Consider the following 22,981-nt stretch of genomic DNA (forward strand, 5'->3'; position numbering starts at 1 on the left):
CACCCTGCGTTCCGTCAGTGACCCGTCACTGATGCAGGAAAGTTTTGCCTAAAATCTGACTCTGAGGGAGTACAACCATGTTGATGTCAATGCACGAACTGTTAAAACCAACCCGTGAAAATCGCTTCGCCATTGGTGCCTTTAACGTTGCCGACAGCTGCTTTATCCGCGCCGTCGTCGAGCAGGCAGAGGCCAGCAACAGCCCGGCGATTATCTCCATCCACCCCAGCGAACTGGAGTTCGTGACCGATGAGTTCTTCGGCTATGTGCGTGAACGCACCCTGCGCAGCCGCATTCCTTTTGTTATCCACCTTGATCACGGCGCATCGGTTGAGCACGTCCAGCGCGCCATTCAGTGCGGGTTTACCTCAGTGATGATTGATGGATCGCTGCTGCCGTATGAAGAGAACGTGGCGCTGACGCAGGAAGTGGTGAAGCTGGCCCATGCGGTGGGGATCTCTGTGGAAGGTGAGCTGGGCACCATTGGGGATACCGGCACGTCAGTGGAGGGCGGGGTCAGTAAGGTGATTTATACCGATCCTGATCAGGCAGAGGACTTTGTTGCCCGCACCGGCGTAGATACGCTGGCGGTCGCCATCGGCACCGCGCACGGTATTTATCCAAAAGATATGAAGCCGGAGCTGCAAATGCATATCCTGCGCGAGATCTCACAGCGCGTGTCGATTCCACTGGTGCTGCACGGCGGATCGGCCAACCCGGATGCGGAGATCGCGGAGTCGGTGACACTGGGTGTCGGTAAGATCAATATCTCCAGTGATATGAAGTATGCCTACTTTGCCAAAGCCCGTGAGATTCTGAGCCGCGAAACCTGGTGGGATCCGAATGTGATTTACCCTGAGCCGATCAAGGCGGCAAAAGAGGTGATTGCTTATAAGATGTCGCTGTTTGGTTCGACGGGCAAAGCGGATTTATATCGTTAGGGTGGGTCTTTGGTCTGGGCCGCTGTTTTAAGGGCCAGGCATGCCTGGCCCCTACGGACGGTGTAGGGGTCGGGCATGCCCGCCCCTGATGCGTTATTTCCCCGCCAACCACTGCTTCACAACCTGCTGGTATTCCCCAGTGGCTTTACTCAAGTGCAGCCACTGGTCAACGTACATCTTCCAGCTGATATCATCACGTGGCAGCATCCACGCCTTCTCACCGTACTGTAACGGCTTGTCCGGGTTAATCGCACACAGCGACGGATAGCGCTTCTGCTGATACTGGGCTTCCGACGCATCGGTGATCATCACGTCCGCTTTCTTATCCACCAGCTGCTGGAAAATCGTCACGTTATCGTGAAACAACGTCAGGTTGGCCTCGGGCAGATAAGCATGCACAAAGGCTTCATTGGTGCCGCCCGCCGGTTCAATCAGACGCACCGACGGTTTATTCATCTGTTCAACGGTGTGGTATTTCTTCTTATCCGCGCAGCGCACCAGCGGGATTTTCCCGTCGGTATCCAGCGGTTCCGCAAACCACGCCGTCTGCTGACGCTTCAGTGTCACTGAAACACCGCCCAGAGCGATGTCACATTGCTTGCCGATAAAGTCAGGTGTCAGGGTTTTCCAGGTGGTGGGGACCCACTTCACCTCGGCGCCCAGGCTTTTTGCCAACGACTGCACCAGCGAAATATCAATGCCTTCATAGCCGCCATCCGCACGCAGATAGGTATAAGGCTTGTAGTCTCCCGTGGTACACACCACCAGCGTTTTACTCTGCATGGCACGGTCAAGATGCGATTGCGCGCTGGCGCTTCCCGCTACCAACAGAAGGGCCACAGCCCCGATTTTCATCATCATAGTTCTCTCATTGTTATTATCAGTGCCGCGTATTGTTGCTTAAAACGCAATAGTATTGTGATCCATACCCCATTTTTCTCACCCCTGTCGTCAGATACACTCTCCGAAATTGCACACAGCTGAGAAAAATTTATGAGCCAGATTCTGATTATTGATGCCGGGAAAGCCTTCGCTCATTCAAAAGGCGAACTGAACCACACGCTGACTAACGTGGCCGCCAGCTTCCTGCGTGACGCGGGTCATCAGGTCGATGTTACCGTACTCGACGACGGTTACGTAGTCGCTGAAGAAATCGAAAAATACCTCGCTGCCGATACCATTATTTACCAGATGCCAGGCTGGTGGATGGGCGAGCCGTGGACGCTAAAAAAATATATCGATGAAGTATTTACCGAAGGCCACGGCAAACTGTACGCCAGCGATGGCCGTACCCGCTCTGATGCAGCCAAAAAATATGGCTCTGGCGGCCTGTTACAGGGTAAAACCTATATGCTGTCGCTGACCTGGAACGCCCCGTTACAGGCGTTCACCGATCCGGAACAGTTCTTTGAAGGCGTGGGCGTTGATGGCGTGTATCTGCACTTCCACAAAGCAAACCAGTTCCTGGGTATGGACGGTTTACCGACCTTTATCTGCAACGATGTGATCAAACAGCCGGATATTGACGGCGATATTGCACGCTATCGGACTCATCTGAACGCGATCTTTGCTTAACTAAAGGTACACACCTCGAGTAAAAGGAAACAGTATGCTGACCGTGATCGCTGAAATTTGTATCAAGCCAGGCCGACGTACTGCCGTTTTACAAGCGATAGAAACGCTGACGCCTGTCGTTCTGGATGAGGAAGGCTGCGGCAGTTATCAGGCGCTGATTGACCATAAAGCCCAGGTACCGTGGAAGCAGTACTCACCGGACTCGATCTTTATGGTGGAGCACTGGGACTCACTGCGCCATCTTGAGCAGCATCAGCAGGCTGCCCATATGGAAGCACACCGTACCGCGATTAAAAACGATGTGGTGGATGTGAAGATCTTTGTGCTGGAACCGGCACTGTAAAGACACGCGGGCTGATCGGAACAGAAGGTCAGCCCCTGCTTTTTGCCTTATAACAACGTCTTGCTGGCAAACTGCTCACTGAGAAAATCCAGGAAACAGCTGATCCGCGCCGACAGCGTGCTGTTACGGTAGTACACAGCATGAATCGGGTGGTGCATCTCACGCGTTTCAGCCTCCAGAACCGGCACCAGCCGACCGGAAGCCAGATCCTCACGGCTGAGAAAATCCGACACGCGGGTAATACCCATGCCGTTCACCGCCAGCTGGCGCAGCGTTTCCCCACTTGATGCCATCACCGTTGGTTTAATCTGTAAAAGCTCCCCCTCCACCCGCCATACCGGCCAGATATTGTGCTGGTCAAGATTGCAGAAGCCCAGTAACCGATGGTTCTCGACCATATCGGCCACGCTTTGCGGTACACCATGCTCCTCCAGATAGCCCGGGCTGGCCATCAGCCGCAGCCTGCTGCACCCCAGCGCGCGAGCATGCATCGTGGAATCGCGCAGCTCGCCAATACGGATCGCGATATCCGTCTGCTGTTCCAGCAGATCGATCACCACTTCATCAGTATTCAGCTCCAGCTGGATCAGCGGATAACGGCGTGAAAACTCCGGCATCAGCGGCACAATCACATGCAGCATAAACGGCGTGGCGGCATTGACGCGCAGCCGGCCAGACGGGATCTCACGCCGCTGAGCGATCTGCTCTTCGGCGGTTTCGACTGAACGGATGATCTGCCGCGCGTGCTCAAGAAAGATCTGCCCTTCTTCAGTCAGTGCGATACGGCGAGTGGTGCGGTGCAGCAACGTGGTTTGCAGCTTGCTTTCCAGCCGACTGAGGGCGCGGCTGATACCGGACGTGGTCTGGTTAAGCTGCTCTGCGGCGGCAGTGATCGAACCGGTATCGACCACAACAACCCACGCACGAAGCTCTTCAAGGGTGATTTTCAATAGTTCAACCTGCTGGAAAGATGACACTCACAATACTAACAGAATCATCACGAGTCCTGGCGCAGGTTGACATTTTTATGCGTTTACGGCATTACCGGGCGTGAATACGGAAACAATCCGATCAAGCGTCAGCAAAGCAGATGATTAGATTTTACTTTCAGAAGGGGTAAAAAGAACACTGCAGAATGGGCAAAGAAGATTTTTGTTCTTATGAACTCTTGGAGCACTGTGGTCGGAATTTTTACTGCATTTAGGACATGCGATGGAGATGAGGAAGCCGTTGGATTTAGGTTGTTTTTGATTATAAGCCATAAATATTTCCTGTGTTGTTTGGACGCGTATAATACACCCTCAATCAACATTCCCCTTACTCTTTCTTTCTTAAAAGCAGTTTTAGCTATCAAAATGGTGCGCCAACAGGCTGTGAATGCCCAACATAACCCTCTGTCACAAGGCCGTATCCGTTAATCCTCGTTAAGGAGCGATGCGAATAATTTTCTGCGTCAGGCGCATGGCTGAATCAAACGGGCCTGTATTGCGCACAATTTTGACCATCACGCTGGCACCCAACCAAAGCTGATAAAGGTTTTCCGCCACGTTGGTGGGATGATCATCGATAGTCAGAGAACCCTCGGCGACACCGGCCTCTAACGCTTCCGCCAGGCGCGATATGATTCCTGAAGTTCCTGACTCAAGTGTCACGCGCATAGTGTCAGAAAGATCGGCCACTTCAGCCCCGAGTTTCACGGCAAGGCACTTACCCTGACAATGCGAAAACGATTGTGATTCACGCCATTGCCGCCAGTAGTTCATCAGCCGCTGCGCCATATTGAGACCAGGCTGGCTCAGGGTGCTATCAATTTCTGCCAGATAATCATCAAAATAACGAGCCAGCATCGCTACCCCAAATGCTTCTTTCGAGCTGAAGTAGTGATAAAACGAACCTTTGGGCACACCCGCATCAGTGAGTATTTCGTTTAATCCGACAGCCGAAAAACCCTTGCCTGCCATGATACGTTGGCCTGTGGCGAGGATATGGTCGCGGATGTCGTTGCTATGATGTTGAGTTGAAGTCGTCATAGGTTAACGTTACCAAAAAACTAGACCAGTCGTCTATATGGGGCAGCTAAATATCGCTGCCCCAGGTAAGCACCGTTTATTCGGTCAGCTGTCGGATCAGTTGTTCCGCCGTTGCCGCTGATGAAGTTGGATTTTGTCCGGTGATCAGCAGACCATCGCTGACGACATACGAACTCCAGTCCGCCCCTTTGGAATAAATTCCACCTTTGGCAATCAATTCATCTTCCACCAGGAAAGGCACCACGTCAGTCAGGCCCACTGCGTCCTCTTCACTATTGGTAAAGCCGGTGACTTTGCGGCCTGCCACCAGCGGTTGCCCTTCGGGTGTTTTAACGTGGCGAAGGACGCCCGGTGCATGGCAGACCAGTGCCACAGGCTTGTTTGCCGCGAGGAAGGCTTCAATCAGCGCGATAGAGTTTTTATCTTCGGCCAGATCCCACAGCGGGCCATGGCCGCCCGGATAAAAGACCGCGTCGTACCCGTCTTGCGAAATGCTGTCCAGACGCACCGTGGCGGCAAGCTGGGCAGTTGCTTCTGCATCGGCCTCAAAGCGGTGGGTCTGTTCAGTCTGAAAATCCGGCTCATTACTTTTTGCATCTAACGGCGGGTTGCCGCCCTTTGGCGAGGCCAGCGTAATTTCTGCGCCCGCATCTTTAAATGCGTAGTAGGGAGCTGCCAGCTCTTCAAGCCAGAAACCAGTTTTACGTCCGGTATTGCCCAGCTGGTCGTGTGAGGTTAACACCATAAGAATCTTCATCTTAATCTCCTGCCTGTCAGTTTGAAATGCTTGAATTAGACCAGTCGTCTAGGTGGTAGTTGTAACAAGGCTTCATCTGCTCAAGTCATGTCGTTAAGCTAACAGCAATTAGACCAGTCGTCTACAAATAATAGTAAACATCTTCAGATTGTCTTTCATCCTGGGGACAGATCATTCAGCGTGAGGCAAAAGCATCCTTGCTTAAAAGGCAGTTTAAAAAAACTGCCCCCCGGCGATCACCTTTCAATAAACTGGGAAATTAATTCTCTTTTTCAACAGCTTAACTTCAACTCCAGGGTCAACTGACATCAGACTTCGATTTCAGCCATATCGCCTTTTTCTTGCAACCAGTTACGGCGGTCTTCGGAGCGTTTCTTCGCCAACAGCATGTCCATGATAGCCATGGTGTGCTGAATATCCTCATCGCTGATGGTGAGCTGCACCAGACGACGCGTGTTGGGATCCAGCGTGGTTTCGCGCAGCTGTAACGGGTTCATCTCACCCAGACCTTTGAATCGCTGCACATTCGGTTTGCCTTTCTTGCGCTTCAACTGCTCAAGAATACCGGCCTTCTCGTCTTCATCCAGCGCGTAATAGACCTCTTTACCGAGATCGATACGGTACAGCGGCGGCATCGCAACGTAGACGTGACCGTTTTTCACCAGCGTGCTGAAGTGGCGCACAAACAGCGCGCACAACAGCGTGGCAATGTGCAGACCATCGGAGTCCGCATCCGCAAGGATGCAGATCTTGCCGTAGCGAAGCTGGCTCAGATCGTCACTGTCAGGATCGATACCGATCGCCACTGAAATATCATGCACTTCCTGTGATGCCAGAACCTCATCAGAGGAGACTTCCCACGTATTGAGGATCTTACCTTTCAGCGGCATGATCGCCTGATATTCACGGTCGCGAGCCTGCTTGGCAGAACCGCCCGCCGAATCCCCTTCCACCAGGAACAGCTCGGTACGGTTAAGATCCTGAGCAGAACAGTCCGCCAGTTTACCCGGCAGCGCCGGTCCGCTGGTCAGCTTTTTACGCACCACTTTTTTCGCCGCACGCAGGCGACGCTGCGCGCTGGAAATCGCCATTTCTGCCAGCATTTCTGCTGTCTGGATATTCTGGTTCAGCCACAGGCTGAAGGCATCTTTAACCACGCCTGAAACGAAGGCCGCGCACTGACGGGATGACAAACGCTCTTTAGTCTGCCCGGCAAACTGCGGGTCCTGCATTTTGACCGACAGCACGTAGGCGCAGCGGTCCCAGATGTCTTCCGCCGACAGCTTCACGCCGCGCGGCAGAATATTGCGGTATTCGCAGAACTCGCGCATCGCGTCGAGCAGGCCCTGACGCAGGCCGTTAACATGCGTACCGCCCTGCATGGTCGGGATCAGGTTAACGTAACTTTCCGTCAACAGCTCGCCGCCTTCTGGCAACCACAGCAGCGCCCAGTCCACCGCTTCCACATCACCGGAGAAGGCCCCCACAAAGGCTTTTTCTGGCAGGGTTGGCAGGCCGTTAACCGCTTCCATCAAATAGTCCGTCAGACCATCGGCGTAGCACCAGGTCTGCTCGGTGTTGTTCACTTTGTCTTTAAAGACAATCTCAACACCCGGGCACAGCACCGCTTTCGCTTTCAGCAGATGGCTCAAACGTGAGACCGAGAAACGCGGACTGTCGAAGAAAGAGACATCCGGCCAGAACTGTACGCGGGTGCCGGTGTTACGTTTGCCGACGGTGCCAGTGACCGTCAGGTCCTGCACTTTATCGCCGTTTTCAAACGCCATCTCGTACACTTCACCGTTACGACGAACGGTAACTTCCACACGTGTTGACAGGGCGTTGACCACCGAGATCCCGACGCCATGCAGGCCACCTGAGAACTGATAGTTTTTATTGGAGAATTTGCCCCCGGCATGCAGGCGGCAGAAAATCAGCTCAACGGCCGGCACGCCCTCTTCGGGGTGAATATCCACCGGCATGCCGCGCCCGTCGTCGATCACTTCCAACGACTGGTCAGCGTGCAGAATCACTTCCACGCGTTTAGCGTGACCGGCCAGCGCTTCATCCACGCTGTTATCGATCACTTCCTGGCCTAAGTGGTTAGGACGCACGGTATCGGTGTACATGCCCGGGCGGCGACGCACGGGTTCAAGGCCGCTGAGAACCTCAATGGAGTCAGCGTTGTAGCTGGATTGAGTCATCGTAACAATCTGATTGGTGGTGGCTAAAAATGAGTGACCAGACTCCGGCTATCTCATTCCTGGAAACCCAGGAAGTCGAGCATCGCGGAGAAATGGCGTTCGAATCCGATAAAAGCATGATTTCCGCCCTCTTCTACCGTTTGGCGGCAGGCGCTGTAGTAGTCCAGGGCCTGGCGGTAGTCGAGCACTTCATCACCCGTTTGTTGCAGTAACCAGAGCAAGTCTGGTGACTCTAACGGGTCAATTTGCATCACTTTTAGATCGTAAATATGGCGAGACTCTAACACATATTGCTGACCGGTGTATGGGTTCTCGTTGTGGCCGAGGTAATCAGCCAGCAGCTCAAACGGGCGTACCGCTGGGTTCACCACCACGGCGGGCAGCGTGAAACATTGGGACAGCCAGGTGGCATAATAACCGCCCAACGACGAGCCTATAATGCCCAGCGGCTCGCCCGCTGACTGCATAACAAACGTCTCCAGCAGCGCGGCAGCTTCGGAGGGGAATGCCGGAAGCTGGGGCACATGCAGAGTGATGTCAGGACGTTGCTCTGCCAGCCACTGTTTAAACTGCGTTGCCTTGGCAGACTGCGGCGAACTGTTAAAACCATGCAGATAAAGCAGCGTGGCCATCGGTCAGTATCCTTCTGAGTCGAGATCCGGGTTAAATATGCGCGTGGTCAGACGTTGCACCTGAGTGTCGAGCCGACCATCGTCATACAGGTCCAGCCAGCGCCAGCCTGGAGACTCAGCGTCAATCGTGAAGTTGGTACAGTGTGGTTTGAACTGGACGCAGGTGGAAGGTGAAGCCAGCACACGCCGCCCCTGCCATTCAAGGTCGAGTTCTTGATGGATATGCCCGCATAACAAATTTCTCGCCTGCGGATAGCGTCGCAGGACCGTATCCAGCATATGCGGATTACGCAGACTGTGTTGGTCAAGCCACGAACAGCCAGACGGTACCGGATGGTGATGCAATAATACCAACGTGTGCCGCTGCGGCTCTGCTGCCAGTACACTTTCAAGCCATTCCAACTGGTACTCGCTCAGTTCACCGTGCGGGACACCGAAGACCTGACTGTCCAGCAACACAATTTGCCAGTGATCCCCGACCAGCACCTGTTTTTGGTCGGCAATCGTCGAGGCCGCCAGCGTGGTAAACATGGTTGGCTGGAAGTCATGGTTGCCAGGCAACCAGACGCAGGGGGCAGGCAGGCGAGCAATGCCCTCAGCGAAATGCTGATAGGCAAGAGCGGAGTGGTCCTGTGCCAGATCGCCAGTGGCGACAATCAAATCGTAGTGACGCTTATCCGCTGCGATAACATCCAGCACGGCATCAAAACTGGCCCAGGTATTTACCCCTAGCAGCGTTTCATGTTTACCTGCAAAAAGGTGAGTGTCCGTTATCTGTAAAATCCTGACTTTGGACCCACTCGCCACAGGAAGTTTTAACAGGCTATCCAATCAAAGTCCTTAAGGTAATACCCATCTGTTTCAGGCCGCAGGCGCATCGGCTTCCTGCTTTATACATTCATTTGGGTACACATCTGAAAATTGTTGCAGCGTTTTCAACATACCGGAACGGCTATCGCACCGTGGGACAAACAGTAGCGCAACCAGTCCGCTAAAAATTGGTTAATTTGGTGCTTTTCATCACGCTGATGCAGCTTTTTATTAGGATAATCATAGCGTGCTTTAAAGCGATAGATCTGCTGAGTGGAACACACTTCCGCCACCATCGCGTCATGATACAACCGCACGGACATCGAAGGCAGGCTCCAGTAACTGACCGCAGGGGCCGTTTGCCTGATTTCCACCAGCGTGGTGTAACGGGTCGACTCCTGAATGGTGATGAGATAGCTGGCACCGTTCACCTGATACGCCATCGATTCACCCACCCGATCCTCCTTTGGCAATAAACGCCGCAGCTGCGCAAAGTTCGTTTCGCAGACACGCATCATTTCAGGAAAGTCGGGGACATAACGTTTCATTATTCAGGATTCCACTCTTGGCGTAGCTGTTTATGGTGCAACTCCAGCCATTGCAAAGCAATGACAGCAGCAGCGTTATCGATTTTCCCCTGTTCCACCCATTGATAAGCCTGACTCCGGCTGACCACATGCACAAGAATATCCTCATTCTCTTCCTCCAGGCCGTGGTTTCCCTGCGCCACGCTGGCATCCACTTCACCGACAAACACCGCCAGACGCTCGGAGGTGCCTCCCGCACTAGAGAGGTAATTGCTAATCGGCTTGATACGACCCGGCGTTAGCCCGGCTTCTTCCAGAGCTTCTCTGCGCGCCACACCCTCCGGGGTTTCTCCCGGTTCGATCATCCCGGCCACCAGTTCAAGCACCCAGGGCGTCGCGCTGGTATCGTAAGCGGCAATACGGATCTGCTCAATCAGCACCACTTCATCACGTTTCGGGTCATAGGGTAGCAGCACGGCAGCGTGACCGCGCTCAAAAATTTCCCGCGTCACTTCACCACTCATACCGCCATTAAACAAGCGATGACGAAAGCGATAGCGTTCGAGCGAAAAAAAACCGCGATAAAGCGTCTCTCGTGCAATAATTTCTACATCGTTTTTTGTGAAAGTCACTGGGTATTTACGACCAGTATCCATAACTCTGTCTCCTGCTAAGTGATGGCAAAAACGTAAAGTGCAATAGTATTCCGACAGTTGTCTGGTTCTTAACGACTTATTTGAGTAAATTAAGGCAGGATGGCACTTTCAGCCAACTTACCTTATCGGAACTCTCTGCTATTATCGGCGATAATTTTTGGCCTACGTCAGCGCTACCATAGCAATTTTGCTGCACTACAAGGAATGCAAATGAACAAACTGCTCCCTTTACTCATCGGTCTGAGCCTGGGCGGCTTCAGTGTTGCCAGCCAGGCTGAAAACCTGCTGCAGGTATATCAGCAGGCACGTTTATCAAATCCTGACCTTCGTAGCTCTGCCGCCGATCGTGATGCTGCCTTTGAGAAAATTAACGAATCCCGCAGCCCACTGCTACCACAGTTAGGCCTGGGCGCTGACTATACCTATAACAGCGGCTACCGTGATGCCAGAGATACCAATAGCACCACCAAAAGCGCGTCGTTACAGCTGACTCAGACCATTTTTGACATGTCAAAATGGCGTGCACTGACGCTGCAGGAAAAAACGGCAGGCATCCAGGATGTCACTTATCAGACGGCACAACAGACCCTGATTCTGAACACCGCAACCGCCTATTTCAATGTGTTGAACGCGATCGACACATTGTCGTATACCGAAGCCCAGAAGCAATCTATTTACCGTGAACTGGATCAGACCACTCAGCGTTTTAACGTGGGTCTGGTCGCCATCACTGATGTGCAGAACGCACGCTCCCAGTACGACAGCGTACTGGCCAGCGAAGTTTCCGCGCGTAACGACCTCGATAACGCGGTAGAAACACTGCGTCAGGTGACCGGCAATTACTATCCAAGCCTGGCATCGCTGAACGTCGATGCGTTTAAAACGGAAAAACCTCAGCCAGTGAATGCCCTGCTGAAGGAAGCGGAAAGCCGCAACCTGTCGCTGCTTTCTGCACGCCTGTCTCAGGACCTGGCGCGTGAGCAGATTCGTTCATCAGAAACCGGCCATATGCCTACGTTGGATCTGACGGCCTCAACCGGTTTATCCAACAACCGTTATGGCGGCGACCGTTCCAGTCCCAATAACACTGACAACATCACAGGCAGTAACCAGGTAGGTCTGAGCTTCAACCTGCCACTGTACAGCGGCGGTGCCGTTAGTTCCCAGGTGAAACAGGCGCAATATGCGTTTGTTGCCGCCAGTGAGCAGTTGGAAAGCGCACACCGTTCCGCCATCCAGACCGTGCGTTCCTCGTTTAACAACGTGAACGCCTCGATCAGCAGCATTAACGCTTACAAGCAGGCGGTTGTCTCTGCACAGAGCTCGCTGGATGCGATGGAAGCCGGTTACTCCGTGGGTACCCGTACTATCGTTGACGTGCTGGATGCCACCACCACGCTGTATAACGCTAAGCAGCAGCTGGCGAATGCCCGTTACAGCTACATGATTAACCAGCTCAATATTAAATCTGCGCTGGGTACGCTGAACGAGCAGGATCTGCAAACGCTGAACAATCATCTGGGCAAAGATGTCGGCACCTCGCCAGAAATCGTCGCCCCGGAAAATGCACAGCAAGCTGCCAACGCGGATAGTGCTGAACCCCGTTCAGCCAGCAAAGCGACGCCGGTTAGCAACAAATCGGCTACCCGCGGCAACAGTAATCCATTCAGTCAGTAATTCCCCAAGGGGCAGCAAACGCTGCCCCTTCACAATCAAACGTATAGCTACGTAAAGATCCCCTCCAGGTCAGGCTTCATCGCTTCATTTTTCACCGCTGTTCCCCTATCCTATGCACTACCTTTGGGCACAGGACGAAAAGTGATGAAACGGACTAAACAGATTAATCATGCCTCCTTTCGCAAAAGCTGGAGTGCACGCCATTTAACGCCGGTCGCACTGGCGGTGAGTGCAGTATTTATGCTGGCCGCATGTGAACAGGCCGACGAAACTGTATCGATGTATCAGAACGCTGATGACTGCTCGGCCGCTAACCCAGGCAAGAGCGCACAGTGCACTACGGCGTTTAATAGCGCCAAAGAAGAAGCGGTCAAAACCGCACCGAAATATGCGACCCGTGAAGACTGCGTGGCAGAGTTTGGTGAAGGTCAGTGCCAGCAGGCTCCTGCTCAGGCGGGCGTAGGTACTACCAATGCGGAATCTCAGTCCAGCGGAAGCTTCTGGATGCCACTGATGGCCGGTTACATGATGGGCCGTATGATGGGTGGCGGTATGGGGCAGCAGCAGCCGCTGTTCTCCTCGAAGAACCCAGCCAGCCCGGCCAACGGCAAGTTCGTTGATGCCAGCGGCAAGAGCTTCGGCGCAGCAACCTCGGGCCGTACCATGACAGTGCCTAAAACAGCGCTGGCGCCAAAACCGGCCACCACCAGCACCGTCACCCGCGGTGGCTTCGGTGAGTCCGTTGCCAAGCAAGCCACCATGCAGCGCAGCAGTGCTACCAGCACCAACCGCAGCATGGGGGGCTAATCGCCAATGAAACGTATTGCCATTGCTGAACGCCCTGACTGGCGGGAAAAAGCGACGGAATATGGTTTTCGTTTTCACACCATGCACGGGGAACCGTACTGGTGTGAAGATGCCTATTACCAGTTCACGTTGCAGCAGATTGAGTCACTGGAAGATGTGACCAGCGAACTTCATCAGATGTGTTTGCAGGCGGTGGAACTGGTGGTCAACAGTGAAGAACTGCTGACCAAGTTCCGCATTCCGAAGCACACCTGGGATTTTGTGCGTGAATCCTGGAAAAGCGGCCAGCCGTCACTTTACTCAAGAATGGATCTCGCCTGGGACGGTGTAACGCCGGCCAAGCTGCTGGAAAATAACGCCGATACCCCCACTTCGCTGTATGAAGCGGCTTTCTTCCAGTGGCTGTGGCTGGAAGACCAGCTGAATGCTGGCGTGCTCCCTGCGGGTAGCGATCAGTTCAACAGCCTGCAGGAAAAACTGATCGAGCGCTTTGGCGAACTGCATCAGCAGCACGGTTTTAGCTGGCTACACTTTGCCTGCTGCCGTGATACCGATGAAGATCGTGGCACCGTTCAGTATCTGCAGGATTGCGCCACGGAAGCCGGGCTACCGAGTGAATTCCTGTATATGGATGAAATCGGCCTGGGTGAGAAAGGGCAGTTTACCGATGTTCACGATCAGGTGATCGGCAATCTGTTTAAGCTCTATCCATGGGAATTTATGCTGCGTGAGATGTTCTCCACCAAACTGGCTGACGCCGGTGTGCGCTGGCTGGAGCCTGGTTGGAAAAGCATTATTTCCAATAAAGCGCTGCTGCCGCTGCTGTGGAAAATGTTCCCGAACCATCCGAACTTGCTGCCCGCTTACTTTGCTGAAGATAACGTACCGCATATGGATAAATATGTGGTTAAACCGTTGTTTTCCCGCGAGGGTGCCAATATCCGCATCGTAGAAAACGGTAAAGAGATTGCACGTGTTGATGGGCCGTACGGTGAGGAAGGTATGATCGTGCAGCAGTTCCATCCGCTGCCAAAGTTCGGCGACAGCTATACGCTGATCGGATCCTGGCTGATCAACGATCAGCCAGCGGGTATTGGTTTGCGTGAAGACCGCGATCTGATCACTCAGGATCTCTCGCGCTTCTATCCACACGCGTTTATCGAATAATGTGTGATCGTCGGGCGAGGCATGCCTCGCCCCTACCCATGATTGTGCAAAATTGCACGTCGTGGTCTGGTATGCCCCGCCCCTACATATGCTTGTGCAAAATTGCACGCCGTGGTCTGGTATGCCTCGCCCCTACATATGCTTGTGCAAAATTGCACGCCGTGATCTGGTATGCCTCACCCCTACATATGCTTGTGCAAAATTGCACGCCGTGGTCTGGTATGCCTCGCCCCTACATATGCTTGTGCAAAATGGTCACGTAGTGGCCGGGCATGCCCGGCCTCTGCTACCCCACCTGCACCGACAGCATGCTTAATGACCCCATCACAATCCCATCCACCGGGACAGATATCGCTTCGCCCTCAGCACGTGCGCCGAGCACATACAACAACGGCAGGTAATGTTCTGGTGTCGGGTTCGACAGCGCCGCCCCCTCGTGCTGCATAAAGTTCACCAGTGGATGCTGCTCATCTTCGCCTTCCCAGCTCAGATTATCGCGCACGTACTGGTTAAAAGATTCTGCCCACGGATAGGCTTCTGCTTCGCCCTGCCAGCGCACCATACGCAGGTTGTGTACCACGTTTCCACTGGCAACAATCATGATGCCCTGATCGCGCAGCGCTGCCAGTTTACGGCCTAATTCAAAATGGTATGCGGCAGGTTTCGTCCCATCCACGCTGAGTTGCACCACGGGAATGTCCGCATCCGGGTACATTTTGATTAATACGCCCCAGGAACCGTGATCGAATCCCCACTCCTGATCCAGATCGACTGCCACCGGGGCCAGTGTTTCCGCTATCTGGCGGGCGAGTGCCGGCGATCCCGGAGCCGGATACCGTGTATCAAACAACGCCTGCGGGAAGCCGCCAAAATCATGAATTGTGCGTGGTTTTTCCATCGCCGTCACCGCCGTGCCGCGCGTGTACCAGTGGGCAGAAACGGCAATGATCGCTTTTGGACGTGGCAGGTTTTTCCCCAGCTCACGCCAGGTCTCGGTCCAGATATTTTCTTCCAGTACGTTCATCGGACTGCCGTGACCGAGGAAAAGTGCAGGCATACGTGTGTGGCTCATGGTGTGATTCCCAGAAAGTGGTATTCAATGGAAGTCACATTACGCCCTTTTTTCCACGGATGAACCTGGATAACCCTGACGAAGATATTCAGAAAATTTGAAGGGGAAATAGCGGAAGGAAAGAATGCAGATTGAAGGAAGTATGGCGGGGGGAATTCCTTTGCATAATTCAAGCTACAGGAGAACCAATGCGCCCACCACTTGAAGTATGACGAGGGATTCCCCTAAATAATTCAAGCTATGGGCAGGCGGCAACGCAGCAAGTCCCCGGGAGCATACATGAGTATGTGACCGGGGCGCGCGAGGAGAGCCAACGCACCCATCGCTTGAAGTATGACGGGGAACTCCCCTAAATAATTCAAGCTATGGGCAGGCGGCAACGCAGCAAGTCCCCGGGAGCATACATCAGTATATGACCGGGGCGCGCGAGGAGAGCCAACGCACCCATCGCTTGAAGTATGACGGGGAATTTAGCTGGCCTGACGCGTCTCGTGACTACGACGATACGCCACCAGATCTTCGATCGTCACAACTGGCATGTTGTGTTGTTTAGCAAACACCACCGCTTCCGGCGCGTGCGCCATAGAGCCATCATCGTTGGTCAGTTCACACAGAACACCGGCTGGCTTGAAACCTGCCAGCGTGACCAGGTCGATAGTGGCTTCAGTATGGCCACCGCGGGTCAGAACACCACCTGAACGTCCACGCAGCGGGAACACGTGGCCAGGACGATTAAGGTCTTCTGGCTTTGCATTGTCAGCAATGGCGGTGCGGATGGTGGTCAGGCGGTCAGAGGCGGAAACACCGGTGGTCACACCCTGTGCCGCTTCAATCGTCACGGTAAAACCGGTGCCGTAAGAGCTGGTGTTGTTCTGCACCATCATTGGCAGGTCCAGCTGTTCCAGACGTTCTTCCGTCAGACAAAGGCAGACAATGCCGCTGCCGTGGCGAATGGTCAGTGCCATCTGCTCAACGGTCATGGTTTCAGCGGCGAAGATCATATCACCTTCATTTTCACGATCTTCATCGTCTAAAACCATCACACCGCGGCCTTCGCGCAGTGCTTCGATGGCGCGGGTTACACGCTGTTCAGGCGTGCCAAATTCAGAAAGTAGCGACTGATTCATGGTAAATAAACCTTAAATAAATGTATGGGTTACCAGAACCAGGGCGTGCTTAGGAGTGTCATGCGGTGACAAAAAAATAACGCGAGGCGAGCAAAAGCCCGTCAAGAATCGTTACTCTCTCCCATCCGGACTCTAACCGTCGGCCCCGGAATTACACCGGATCTGCTGTCCTTCAGGAATGACCCTGAAGCGCTCGCGGGCTTTCAGCAAAAGCTGATTTACCGCCGGTGGGGAATTTCGCCCCGCCCTGAGAATAAGCAAAATCATCATAGCGCTGAAAAAGTGACAGATCAACGAACAAAATGGGCAAATTGATATCCATTTTTTCGCTATGGTGTTTTCAGGTTTATACCGAACGCATCTGGGATTACACTAGGATAAAATTCGCTGTTATCAGGAAACCGCTATGCTTGACCCAAAAAAAATTGAACAACTGGCCCGTCAGGTCCATGAGTCTATGCCGAAAGGCATCCGTGAGTTTGGTGATGATGTGGAGAAGAAAATCCGTCAGACATTACAGGCACAGCTGACCCGTCTGGATGTGGTTAACCGCGAAGAGTTTGATGTACAGACTCAGGTACTGCTGCGTACCCGCGAGAAGCTGGCTGCGCTGGAACAGCGCCTGACAGAGCTGGAAAGCCGCGTTTCCCCTGCCCCCGTACCGGTCGTTAGCGAGCCAAAAGCGGCAGAATAGGCCACGCTTTAGTGATACGGCTGCCCTCCCCGGGCAGCCGTTGAAGGCTAGTTTCTTCCGGTACCAGAAATAATCGTTTTAATGATATTACTGGTAGAAATACCGTCTTCGAAGTTGAGCACTCGCACGTCACCGCCGTTGGCCCATACCTCTTTACTGCCAGCAATGTCTTCTGGCTTATAGTCGCCGCCTTTCACCAACAGATCGGGAAGGATCTCAGCGATCACACGCTGCGGCGTATCTTCTTCAAACCCAATCACCCAATCTACAGCTTCCAGCGCACCCAGCACGATCATACGGTTAATCAGCGGGTTCACCGGGCGGGTTTCCCCTTTCAGACGTCGGGTCGAGGCATCGCTGTTTACCGCCACAATCAGGCGGTCACCCAGCTTACGGGCATTGGCCAGGTAGGAAACATGCCCGGCGTGCAGAATGTCGAATACGCCGTTGGTCATCACCACTTTTTCACCGCGCTGACGGGCTTTCGTCACTTCGGCAATCAACTGAGCTTCATCCATCACACCAAAACCCGATTCCGGGCGCGCGCGGATCGCATTTTCCAGCTCTACCGGAGAAACCGTTGAGGTACCGAGTTTACCCACCACCACGCCCGCGGCCGCATTGGCCAGGAAGCAGCTCTCTTCCAACGAGTTACCCGCCGCCAGCGCCGCCGCCAGCACGCCAATCACCGTATCACCCGCACCGGTGACATCGAACACTTCCTGCGCCAGGGTCGGCATATGGAATGGCGCTTTGCCCGGCTGAAGCAGGGTCATACCGTGCTCTGAACGGGTCACCAGCAACGCAGACAGCGCGTGCTGCTGCATCAGAGCAGTACCGCGTTCCACAATTTCTTCTTCCGATTTACACTTGCCCACCACCGCTTCAAATTCGGAGAGGTTTGGCGTCAGCAGCGTTGCACCGTGGTAGCGGCCGAAATCGGTACCTTTCGGATCCACCAATACCGGAACCCCCGCTTTACGCGCCAGGGCAATCATCGTTTCCACGGTGGCCAGTGCGCCTTTCGCATAATCAGACAGCACTAACGCGCCAATTGTTGGCAGCGCCTGCTCAATACGCTGATGCATCGGCTCAGGATCAATGCCTTCAAATCCCTCTTCGAAATCCAGACGGATGAGCTGCTGATTGCGAGACAACACGCGCAGTTTAGTAATAGTCGGATGAGTAGGCACAGAGACAAAATCACACTGGACATTCACGCCAGCCAGGGACGCGCTGAGGGCACGCGCGGCATCATCAACACCGGTCAATCCAACCAGTCGTGAAGCAGCACCCAGCGCGGCAATATTCATCGCTACGTTGGCCGCACCACCAGGGCGCTCCTCCACATGATCCACTTTCACCACTGGCACCGGAGCCTCAGGTGAAATGCGGCTGGTTGGGCCGTGCCAGTAGCGATCCAGCATCACATCGCCAACCACCAGCACACCCGCACGCGTAAAATCGGGTAGTGTAATTTTCATTCCAGAGACTCCAGACTGCAGTAAAAATGAGTGCGCGCGATGATATCACAATTGTCTTAATGGCAAATCATCGCATCTGCACGTGAAATCAGGCGCCCAACCATGCCTGCCAACTGGCATTGACCACCGATCTTTCACCTGACCAGGCCGTATCCTCTACCAGGCCAGGCAGCTCCTGCAACGCCAGATGGTGCAAGGCATCGCGCAGCGTGACATAAGCATGCGTCAGTGCTTCCGCCTCTTCCTGCTCCATTTTGCCGCTGTTCGCCAGCAACGCCAGAATGCGCACGTTATCGGACCAGCGGTTCAGCATGGGCTCCTGGGCGGCATAACGCAGCACCAGGTATTGCGTAATAAATTCAATATCGGTAATCCCGCCTTCATCGGCTTTGATATCCCAACGCCCTTTGTGCTTGTGACCCAGATGGGCGCGCATTTTCTCACGCATTTCGCGCACTTCTGTTTTCAGCGCGTCGGCCTCTCGGGGTATCGAGAGAATGCCACGGCGGATCTGGTCGAAACGCTGGCTCAGGGCGGCGTCACCAAACACGATGCGCGCGCGCACCAACGCCTGATGCTCCCAGGTCCAGGCTTCATTGCGCTGATAGTCATCAAAGGCATCGAAGGTGCTGACCAGCATCCCCGCCGCCCCTGACGGGCGCAGGCGGGCATCCACTTCGTAGAGAATACCGGAGGAAGTACGGGTGCTAAACAGATGCATCACACGTTGTGCCAGGCGCAGATAAAACTGCCTTCCGTCAATACTACGCTCACCCAGTGTCACCGCTTCTGACGGACAGTCATGCAGGAACACCAGATCGAGGTCAGAACTGTAACCCAACTCCCAGCCCCCCAGTTTGCCGTAGCCCACAACCGCAAAGCCGCGCTCGCTGTCGGTGGTCAGATGGGAAGGCCGGCCGTAACGCTGTACCATCATGTTCCACGCCTGCTGAACCACGGTCTCAATCATCGCTTCCGCCAGCCAGGTCAGATGATCGCTCACTTTCATCACCGGCAAGGTTTTGGCAATATCTGCGGCAGCAATACGCAGATGCTGTGCTTGTTTAAACTGACGCAGCGCTTCCAGCTGCTGCTCTTCATCTTCTTCCGGGATACGCAGCAGATATTGTCGCAGTTCATCACGATAGGCATCTGTTGCCGTGGGCTGATACAACGTGGCAGGGTCGAGCAGTTCATCCAGCAATAGCGGATGCCGGGCCAGCTGGCTGGCAACCATCGGGGAAGCAGCACACAAGCGAATTAAGTGCTTCAGCGCACCATGGAATTCAGTGAGCAGCTCCAGATAGGTGCTACGCGTCACCACGCCCAGCAGCAATGGCGTAAGGCGGCTCAGCGTGACCGGGGCATCATCACGTGGCACAACCTCACTCAACAGTCGCGGCATCAGCTGATCCAGCGCCTGACGGCCACGCGGGCCAATCGTACGTTTATCGACGTCCTGGCGGAAATCGGTAATCGTGCGTAGCAATTGCTGGCGTGCATCGCTGTCGAGATGGGGGACCAGCGGTTCCAGCTCCGCCTCTTCCAGCTGGTCCTGCCACAATACGCCATATTCACCCGCTTCACGGTTCTCACCGTTTTCAGGCGCATCGTCACCAATCAGATCGTTAAAAATGGTCCGTACCGCCAGCATATGGCGATCCAGCTCAAGGTGTAATGCAGCCCAGTCGGCAAACCCCATCGCCCAGGCGAGACGCGCGCGATCCAGCTCGCTGCCCGGTAGCGTCTGTGTCTGTTCATCGTTGATACTTTGCAGCAGGTTTTCCAGCCGCCGCAGGAACAGATAGGCCTCCTGTAACTGCTCCACCTGCTCTGCCGGTAACAGATTCAACTGACCAATCGCGTCCAGCGTTGGCAACAGGGAACGTAGCTGAAGTGAACGCTCACGCCCGCCACGGATCAGCTGGAACACCTGTACGATAAATTCCGTTTCGCGAATACCGCCCGCACCGAGCTTAATGTTATCCGTCAGCCCGCGTCGCCGGACTTCGCGGGCGATCATGCTTTTCATATTACGCAGTGACTGGATCACACTGAAGTCGATGTAGCGGCGAAACACAAACGGCCGCAGCATCTGGCGCAGTTCCTCACTCCAGCGGTCATTCCCACCGCCCATCAGGCGCGCTTTAACCATTGCATAGCGTTCCCAGTCGCGTCCCTGCTCCTGGTAATAATCTTCCAGCGCCGCAAAACTCAGCACTAATGGCCCGCTGTCGCCAAACGGGCGCAGACGCATATCAACGCGATAAACAAAACCATCGGCCGTGGGCTGATCCAGCACCTTGATCAGCCGCTGACCCAGCCGGGTAAAGAACTGAGCATTGTCCAGTTCACGGCGGCCCCCCTGCGTGGTGCCGTTTTCCGGCCAGGTGAAAATCAGATCGATATCAGAGGAGAAATTCAGTTCGCCGCCGCCCAGTTTCCCCATGCCGAGGATCAACAGCGGCTGGGGTTCTCCGGCAGCGTTCATTGGGGTGCCAAAATCACGGCAGCAGGCGTGCCATAACCAGTCGCGGGCAGCCACAATCAGGGCTTCCGCCAGTTCGCTCAGTTGACGTAAAGATTGTTGTGTATCACTGGTGGCCAGCGTCTGCATCCAGGCAATGCGCGTCAGCATATGACGACGGAACAGGCGGAGTTCGCGCATCAGCGCATTCTCATCATGCACCGTCTCCAGCTTTGCTTGCAGCCAGTCAGCATAATGATGCCATTCATCCGGGTGCGGCGGGGAGTGCTGAAGCTGCTGCCACCCTTCAGGGTATTTTGCCAGGTTATCGCTGATAAAATCGCTAAATACCAATACTGCCTGCTGCTGCGCAGAAGCCTCGCTAAACAGCGGGCTTAGCAATGCACACTGTTGCTGCATGAGCAGCGGCAGAGGTTGACCTGGTGATGGCACCATACAATAAACACTCCCTATATCCCCCTCATACTTCGAGCTGCAGCTCGCATTATGAGGGGGATTGCATTGAAAGACCCCGAAACGGGTTACAGACTGCCGTTTTTCCAGAACGCCGACTGTTTCAGCGCCTGCTGACGATGGGCATCCAGCCAGACATCCTGCTGCCCCACAATCGCTTCACGCAGCTGCTTCCAGCTTTGTAACCAGGCATTGACGATGGTGGCATCATAGGCGCCCGCCAGCAGATGAACCGCCAGAATCTGGCGATGCAAACGCGTCAGTTTGTCCTGATATTCACCCGAATGATTCAGGTGGTCGAATGTCTCTTTCAGATCGGCTGCAATGCGGCCCAGCATGATGTCGCTGAAGCGTTTGAACGAACCTTGTAGTTTGGCATCCGACTTTTGATCGACGAACTGGCGCCAGCGCTCAGTGGCAATCCAGTGAGTAAGCGCTAACTGAGTTTCCAGCCAGAGGGGACTGAAGCAACATTTTTGCGCGTCAGGCTGATCATCCTGCAACGCCTCTTCCAGCAACGTCAGCTTCTGACGCAGTTCGCTGCTGGCTTTGCGTGGCACCAGCGCACCGTAAAGAGAAAACGTCTGACGCAGCACTTCAAGCGCATCTTTCACTTCATGCAACGCACCCGAACTGCCGCGCAGCCACAGCTCCTCGTGATATTGCCACTGGCTTAATGCCAGCAGAAATGATGCACGCATTCCCTCTTCCACGGTCGCTTTTGGCTTCACTTTTAGCAGGGGAACCGGACGCAGCGCACGCGGCAGGTCGCCCTGAGCCAACGAATAACCTCGCGCCGCTTTACTCAGGCTCCCCAGACGCAGACCGTCAATCGTTGCCAGTTCAGCGGCAAAGGCCAGCAGGTCATCGCGCTGACCGCTTTTCAGCTCCAGCTCGACTTCCATCAAGGGTTCACAGCGGTCATCTGCCGTGATCTCACCGCAGTCATAGGCCACCTCTATCTCGCTTTGTAGGTAAGTAACCACCCACTTTTCACGCACAAAATGCGTGCTAAACAGCGCCTTGAGCTGCGGTTGTAAGGCTGTGATATCGGTTCCTGCAGGCCAGACATCGGCAGGCAGTTGCTGAATATCCAGCTCGGGCTTAGCCAGTGCCACATTATATTCCGGGCGCTGGTGCAGCCCACCAATCGTCTGACCGGCGGTTTTCAGCGTCATTTCATAGCGGTCACCGAAGCCGCGAATACGCAGCCCCATATCCCAACGGCGCAGCTGGTTGTCAGGGGTTTCGAAGTAGATATTCGTCAACGTCTGACCGGCAGTGTACTGATGAGGCCAGGCGGTGAGTTTGCTGGCGATTTTTGCAGCCGCTTCTGGTGCGGCAATGAACTTTAATTCGATTTCGATGGTCATAATGTCTTATTTACGTCGTTAACGGCAGAGTAAACGGTTAAGGTGTCTGATTATGCTCGCATTGCCAGGCGGGCGATCGTTCCTTTTGCCTATGAAGAGTAATGCACAAGAGACAGCACTGTCTCTGGTTTATTACGTTTTCGCGCACAACCTCTCAGGCTGCT

At 54.3% G+C, this 22,981-nt stretch carries 22 protein-coding genes and 1 riboswitch; of the genes, 7 read left to right on the top strand and 15 right to left on the bottom strand.

What is annotated here, in order from left to right; translation table 11 throughout:
* Positions 1-77: 77 nt before the first annotated feature.
* Positions 78-941 (top strand): ketose-bisphosphate aldolase, encoded by an 864-nt coding sequence (locus tag FY046_RS10910; RefSeq protein WP_133843828.1) that lies wholly within the window; start codon positions 78-80, stop codon positions 939-941.
* 93 nt (positions 942-1,034) lie between these two features.
* On the opposite strand, the gene FY046_RS10915 is transcribed toward FY046_RS10910, so the two are convergent.
* The gene (locus FY046_RS10915) at positions 1,035-1,802 is read right to left on the bottom strand and encodes a transporter substrate-binding domain-containing protein (protein ID WP_374760132.1); all 768 of its coding nucleotides are present in this window, start codon (positions 1,800-1,802) and stop codon (positions 1,035-1,037) included.
* Between the two features lie 132 nt (positions 1,803-1,934).
* On the opposite strand from FY046_RS10915, the gene FY046_RS10920 reads away from it, so the two are divergent.
* Together FY046_RS10920 and FY046_RS10925 are read left to right on the top strand one after the other, a co-directional pair.
* Entirely contained in the window at positions 1,935-2,516 is a 582-nt protein-coding gene (locus tag FY046_RS10920) for an NAD(P)H-dependent oxidoreductase (RefSeq protein ID WP_133843830.1), read from the top strand.
* 34 nt (positions 2,517-2,550) lie between these two features.
* A complete protein-coding gene (locus FY046_RS10925) occupies positions 2,551-2,859 on the top strand; it encodes a putative quinol monooxygenase (RefSeq protein ID WP_133843832.1) in 309 nt (102 codons plus the stop codon).
* Between the two features lie 47 nt (positions 2,860-2,906).
* Here FY046_RS10925 and FY046_RS10930 read toward each other — a convergent pair whose 3' ends face one another.
* From FY046_RS10930 to nudF, 9 genes are all read right to left on the bottom strand, one after another.
* Entirely contained in the window at positions 2,907-3,809 is a 903-nt protein-coding gene (locus FY046_RS10930; protein ID WP_133843834.1) for a LysR substrate-binding domain-containing protein, read from the bottom strand.
* 144 nt (positions 3,810-3,953) lie between these two features.
* The gene (locus tag FY046_RS10935; RefSeq protein WP_213202222.1) at positions 3,954-4,121 is read right to left on the bottom strand and encodes a YnfU family zinc-binding protein; all 168 of its coding nucleotides are present in this window, start codon (positions 4,119-4,121) and stop codon (positions 3,954-3,956) included.
* A 162-nt stretch (positions 4,122-4,283) separates the two neighbouring features.
* The gene (locus FY046_RS10940; protein WP_133843836.1) at positions 4,284-4,889 is read right to left on the bottom strand and encodes a TetR/AcrR family transcriptional regulator; all 606 of its coding nucleotides are present in this window, start codon (positions 4,887-4,889) and stop codon (positions 4,284-4,286) included.
* Between the two features lie 76 nt (positions 4,890-4,965).
* Positions 4,966-5,646 carry a type 1 glutamine amidotransferase domain-containing protein gene (locus tag FY046_RS10945; protein WP_133843838.1) on the bottom strand — a complete coding sequence of 227 codons (681 nt, stop codon included), beginning with the start codon at positions 5,644-5,646 and terminating at the stop codon, positions 4,966-4,968.
* A gap of 308 nt (positions 5,647-5,954) precedes the next feature.
* A complete protein-coding gene (gene parE, locus FY046_RS10950) occupies positions 5,955-7,850 on the bottom strand; it encodes a DNA topoisomerase IV subunit B (protein ID WP_133843840.1) in 1,896 nt (631 codons plus the stop codon).
* Positions 7,851-7,903: 53 nt separating this feature from the next.
* Positions 7,904-8,482: an esterase YqiA gene (yqiA, locus tag FY046_RS10955; RefSeq protein ID WP_133843842.1), complete on the bottom strand. Its 579-nt coding sequence runs from the start codon at positions 8,480-8,482 to the stop codon at positions 7,904-7,906.
* A gap of 3 nt (positions 8,483-8,485) precedes the next feature.
* A complete protein-coding gene (cpdA, locus tag FY046_RS10960) occupies positions 8,486-9,313 on the bottom strand; it encodes a 3',5'-cyclic-AMP phosphodiesterase (protein WP_133843844.1) in 828 nt (275 codons plus the stop codon).
* A gap of 104 nt (positions 9,314-9,417) precedes the next feature.
* The gene (locus FY046_RS10965) at positions 9,418-9,843 is read right to left on the bottom strand and encodes a DUF1249 family protein (RefSeq protein ID WP_133843846.1); all 426 of its coding nucleotides are present in this window, start codon (positions 9,841-9,843) and stop codon (positions 9,418-9,420) included.
* Positions 9,840-10,475, bottom strand: coding sequence for an ADP-ribose diphosphatase (gene nudF, locus FY046_RS10970; RefSeq protein WP_133843848.1), 636 nt, complete (start codon positions 10,473-10,475; stop codon positions 9,840-9,842). Before nudF ends, FY046_RS10965 begins: the two co-directional genes overlap by 4 nt.
* A gap of 210 nt (positions 10,476-10,685) precedes the next feature.
* On the opposite strand from nudF, the gene tolC reads away from it, so the two are divergent.
* The 3 genes from tolC to FY046_RS10985 all read left to right on the top strand — a co-directional run bounded on the left by tolC (position 10,686) and on the right by FY046_RS10985 (position 14,126).
* A complete protein-coding gene (gene tolC / locus FY046_RS10975) occupies positions 10,686-12,152 on the top strand; it encodes an outer membrane channel protein TolC (protein WP_133843850.1) in 1,467 nt (488 codons plus the stop codon).
* A 144-nt stretch (positions 12,153-12,296) separates the two neighbouring features.
* Entirely contained in the window at positions 12,297-12,959 is a 663-nt protein-coding gene (locus FY046_RS10980; RefSeq protein WP_133843852.1) for a DUF1190 family protein, read from the top strand.
* Positions 12,960-12,965: 6 nt separating this feature from the next.
* Positions 12,966-14,126 carry a glutathionylspermidine synthase family protein gene (locus FY046_RS10985; RefSeq protein ID WP_133843854.1) on the top strand — a complete coding sequence of 387 codons (1,161 nt, stop codon included), beginning with the start codon at positions 12,966-12,968 and terminating at the stop codon, positions 14,124-14,126.
* Between the two features lie 286 nt (positions 14,127-14,412).
* Here FY046_RS10985 and ygiD read toward each other — a convergent pair whose 3' ends face one another.
* Positions 14,413-15,198, bottom strand: coding sequence for a 4,5-DOPA-extradiol-dioxygenase (ygiD, locus tag FY046_RS10990; RefSeq protein ID WP_133843855.1), 786 nt, complete (start codon positions 15,196-15,198; stop codon positions 14,413-14,415).
* Positions 15,199-15,668: 470 nt separating this feature from the next.
* A complete protein-coding gene (gene ribB, locus FY046_RS10995) occupies positions 15,669-16,325 on the bottom strand; it encodes a 3,4-dihydroxy-2-butanone-4-phosphate synthase (RefSeq protein ID WP_133843857.1) in 657 nt (218 codons plus the stop codon).
* A gap of 109 nt (positions 16,326-16,434) precedes the next feature.
* Positions 16,435-16,584: riboswitch (FMN riboswitch) on the bottom strand.
* 147 nt (positions 16,585-16,731) lie between these two features.
* Here ribB and ubiK point away from each other — a divergent pair.
* Positions 16,732-17,019, top strand: coding sequence for a ubiquinone biosynthesis accessory factor UbiK (gene ubiK, locus FY046_RS11000; protein WP_133843859.1), 288 nt, complete (start codon positions 16,732-16,734; stop codon positions 17,017-17,019).
* 47 nt (positions 17,020-17,066) lie between these two features.
* Here the strand turns inward: ubiK and hldE are convergent, their stop codons facing one another.
* The 3 genes from hldE to FY046_RS11015 form a co-directional block, all read right to left on the bottom strand.
* Positions 17,067-18,503, bottom strand: a complete 1,437-nt coding sequence (gene hldE / locus FY046_RS11005; RefSeq protein ID WP_167863420.1) for a bifunctional D-glycero-beta-D-manno-heptose-7-phosphate kinase/D-glycero-beta-D-manno-heptose 1-phosphate adenylyltransferase HldE — start codon at positions 18,501-18,503, stop codon at positions 17,067-17,069.
* An 88-nt stretch (positions 18,504-18,591) separates the two neighbouring features.
* Entirely contained in the window at positions 18,592-21,426 is a 2,835-nt protein-coding gene (gene glnE, locus FY046_RS11010; RefSeq protein WP_446186039.1) for a bifunctional [glutamate--ammonia ligase]-adenylyl-L-tyrosine phosphorylase/[glutamate--ammonia-ligase] adenylyltransferase, read from the bottom strand.
* A gap of 86 nt (positions 21,427-21,512) precedes the next feature.
* Positions 21,513-22,817 carry a CYTH domain-containing protein gene (locus FY046_RS11015; RefSeq protein WP_133843865.1) on the bottom strand — a complete coding sequence of 435 codons (1,305 nt, stop codon included), beginning with the start codon at positions 22,815-22,817 and terminating at the stop codon, positions 21,513-21,515.
* Positions 22,818-22,981: the final 164 nt, after the last annotated feature.

It is taken from the genome of Erwinia sp. 1181_3 (genome assembly GCF_052824965.1).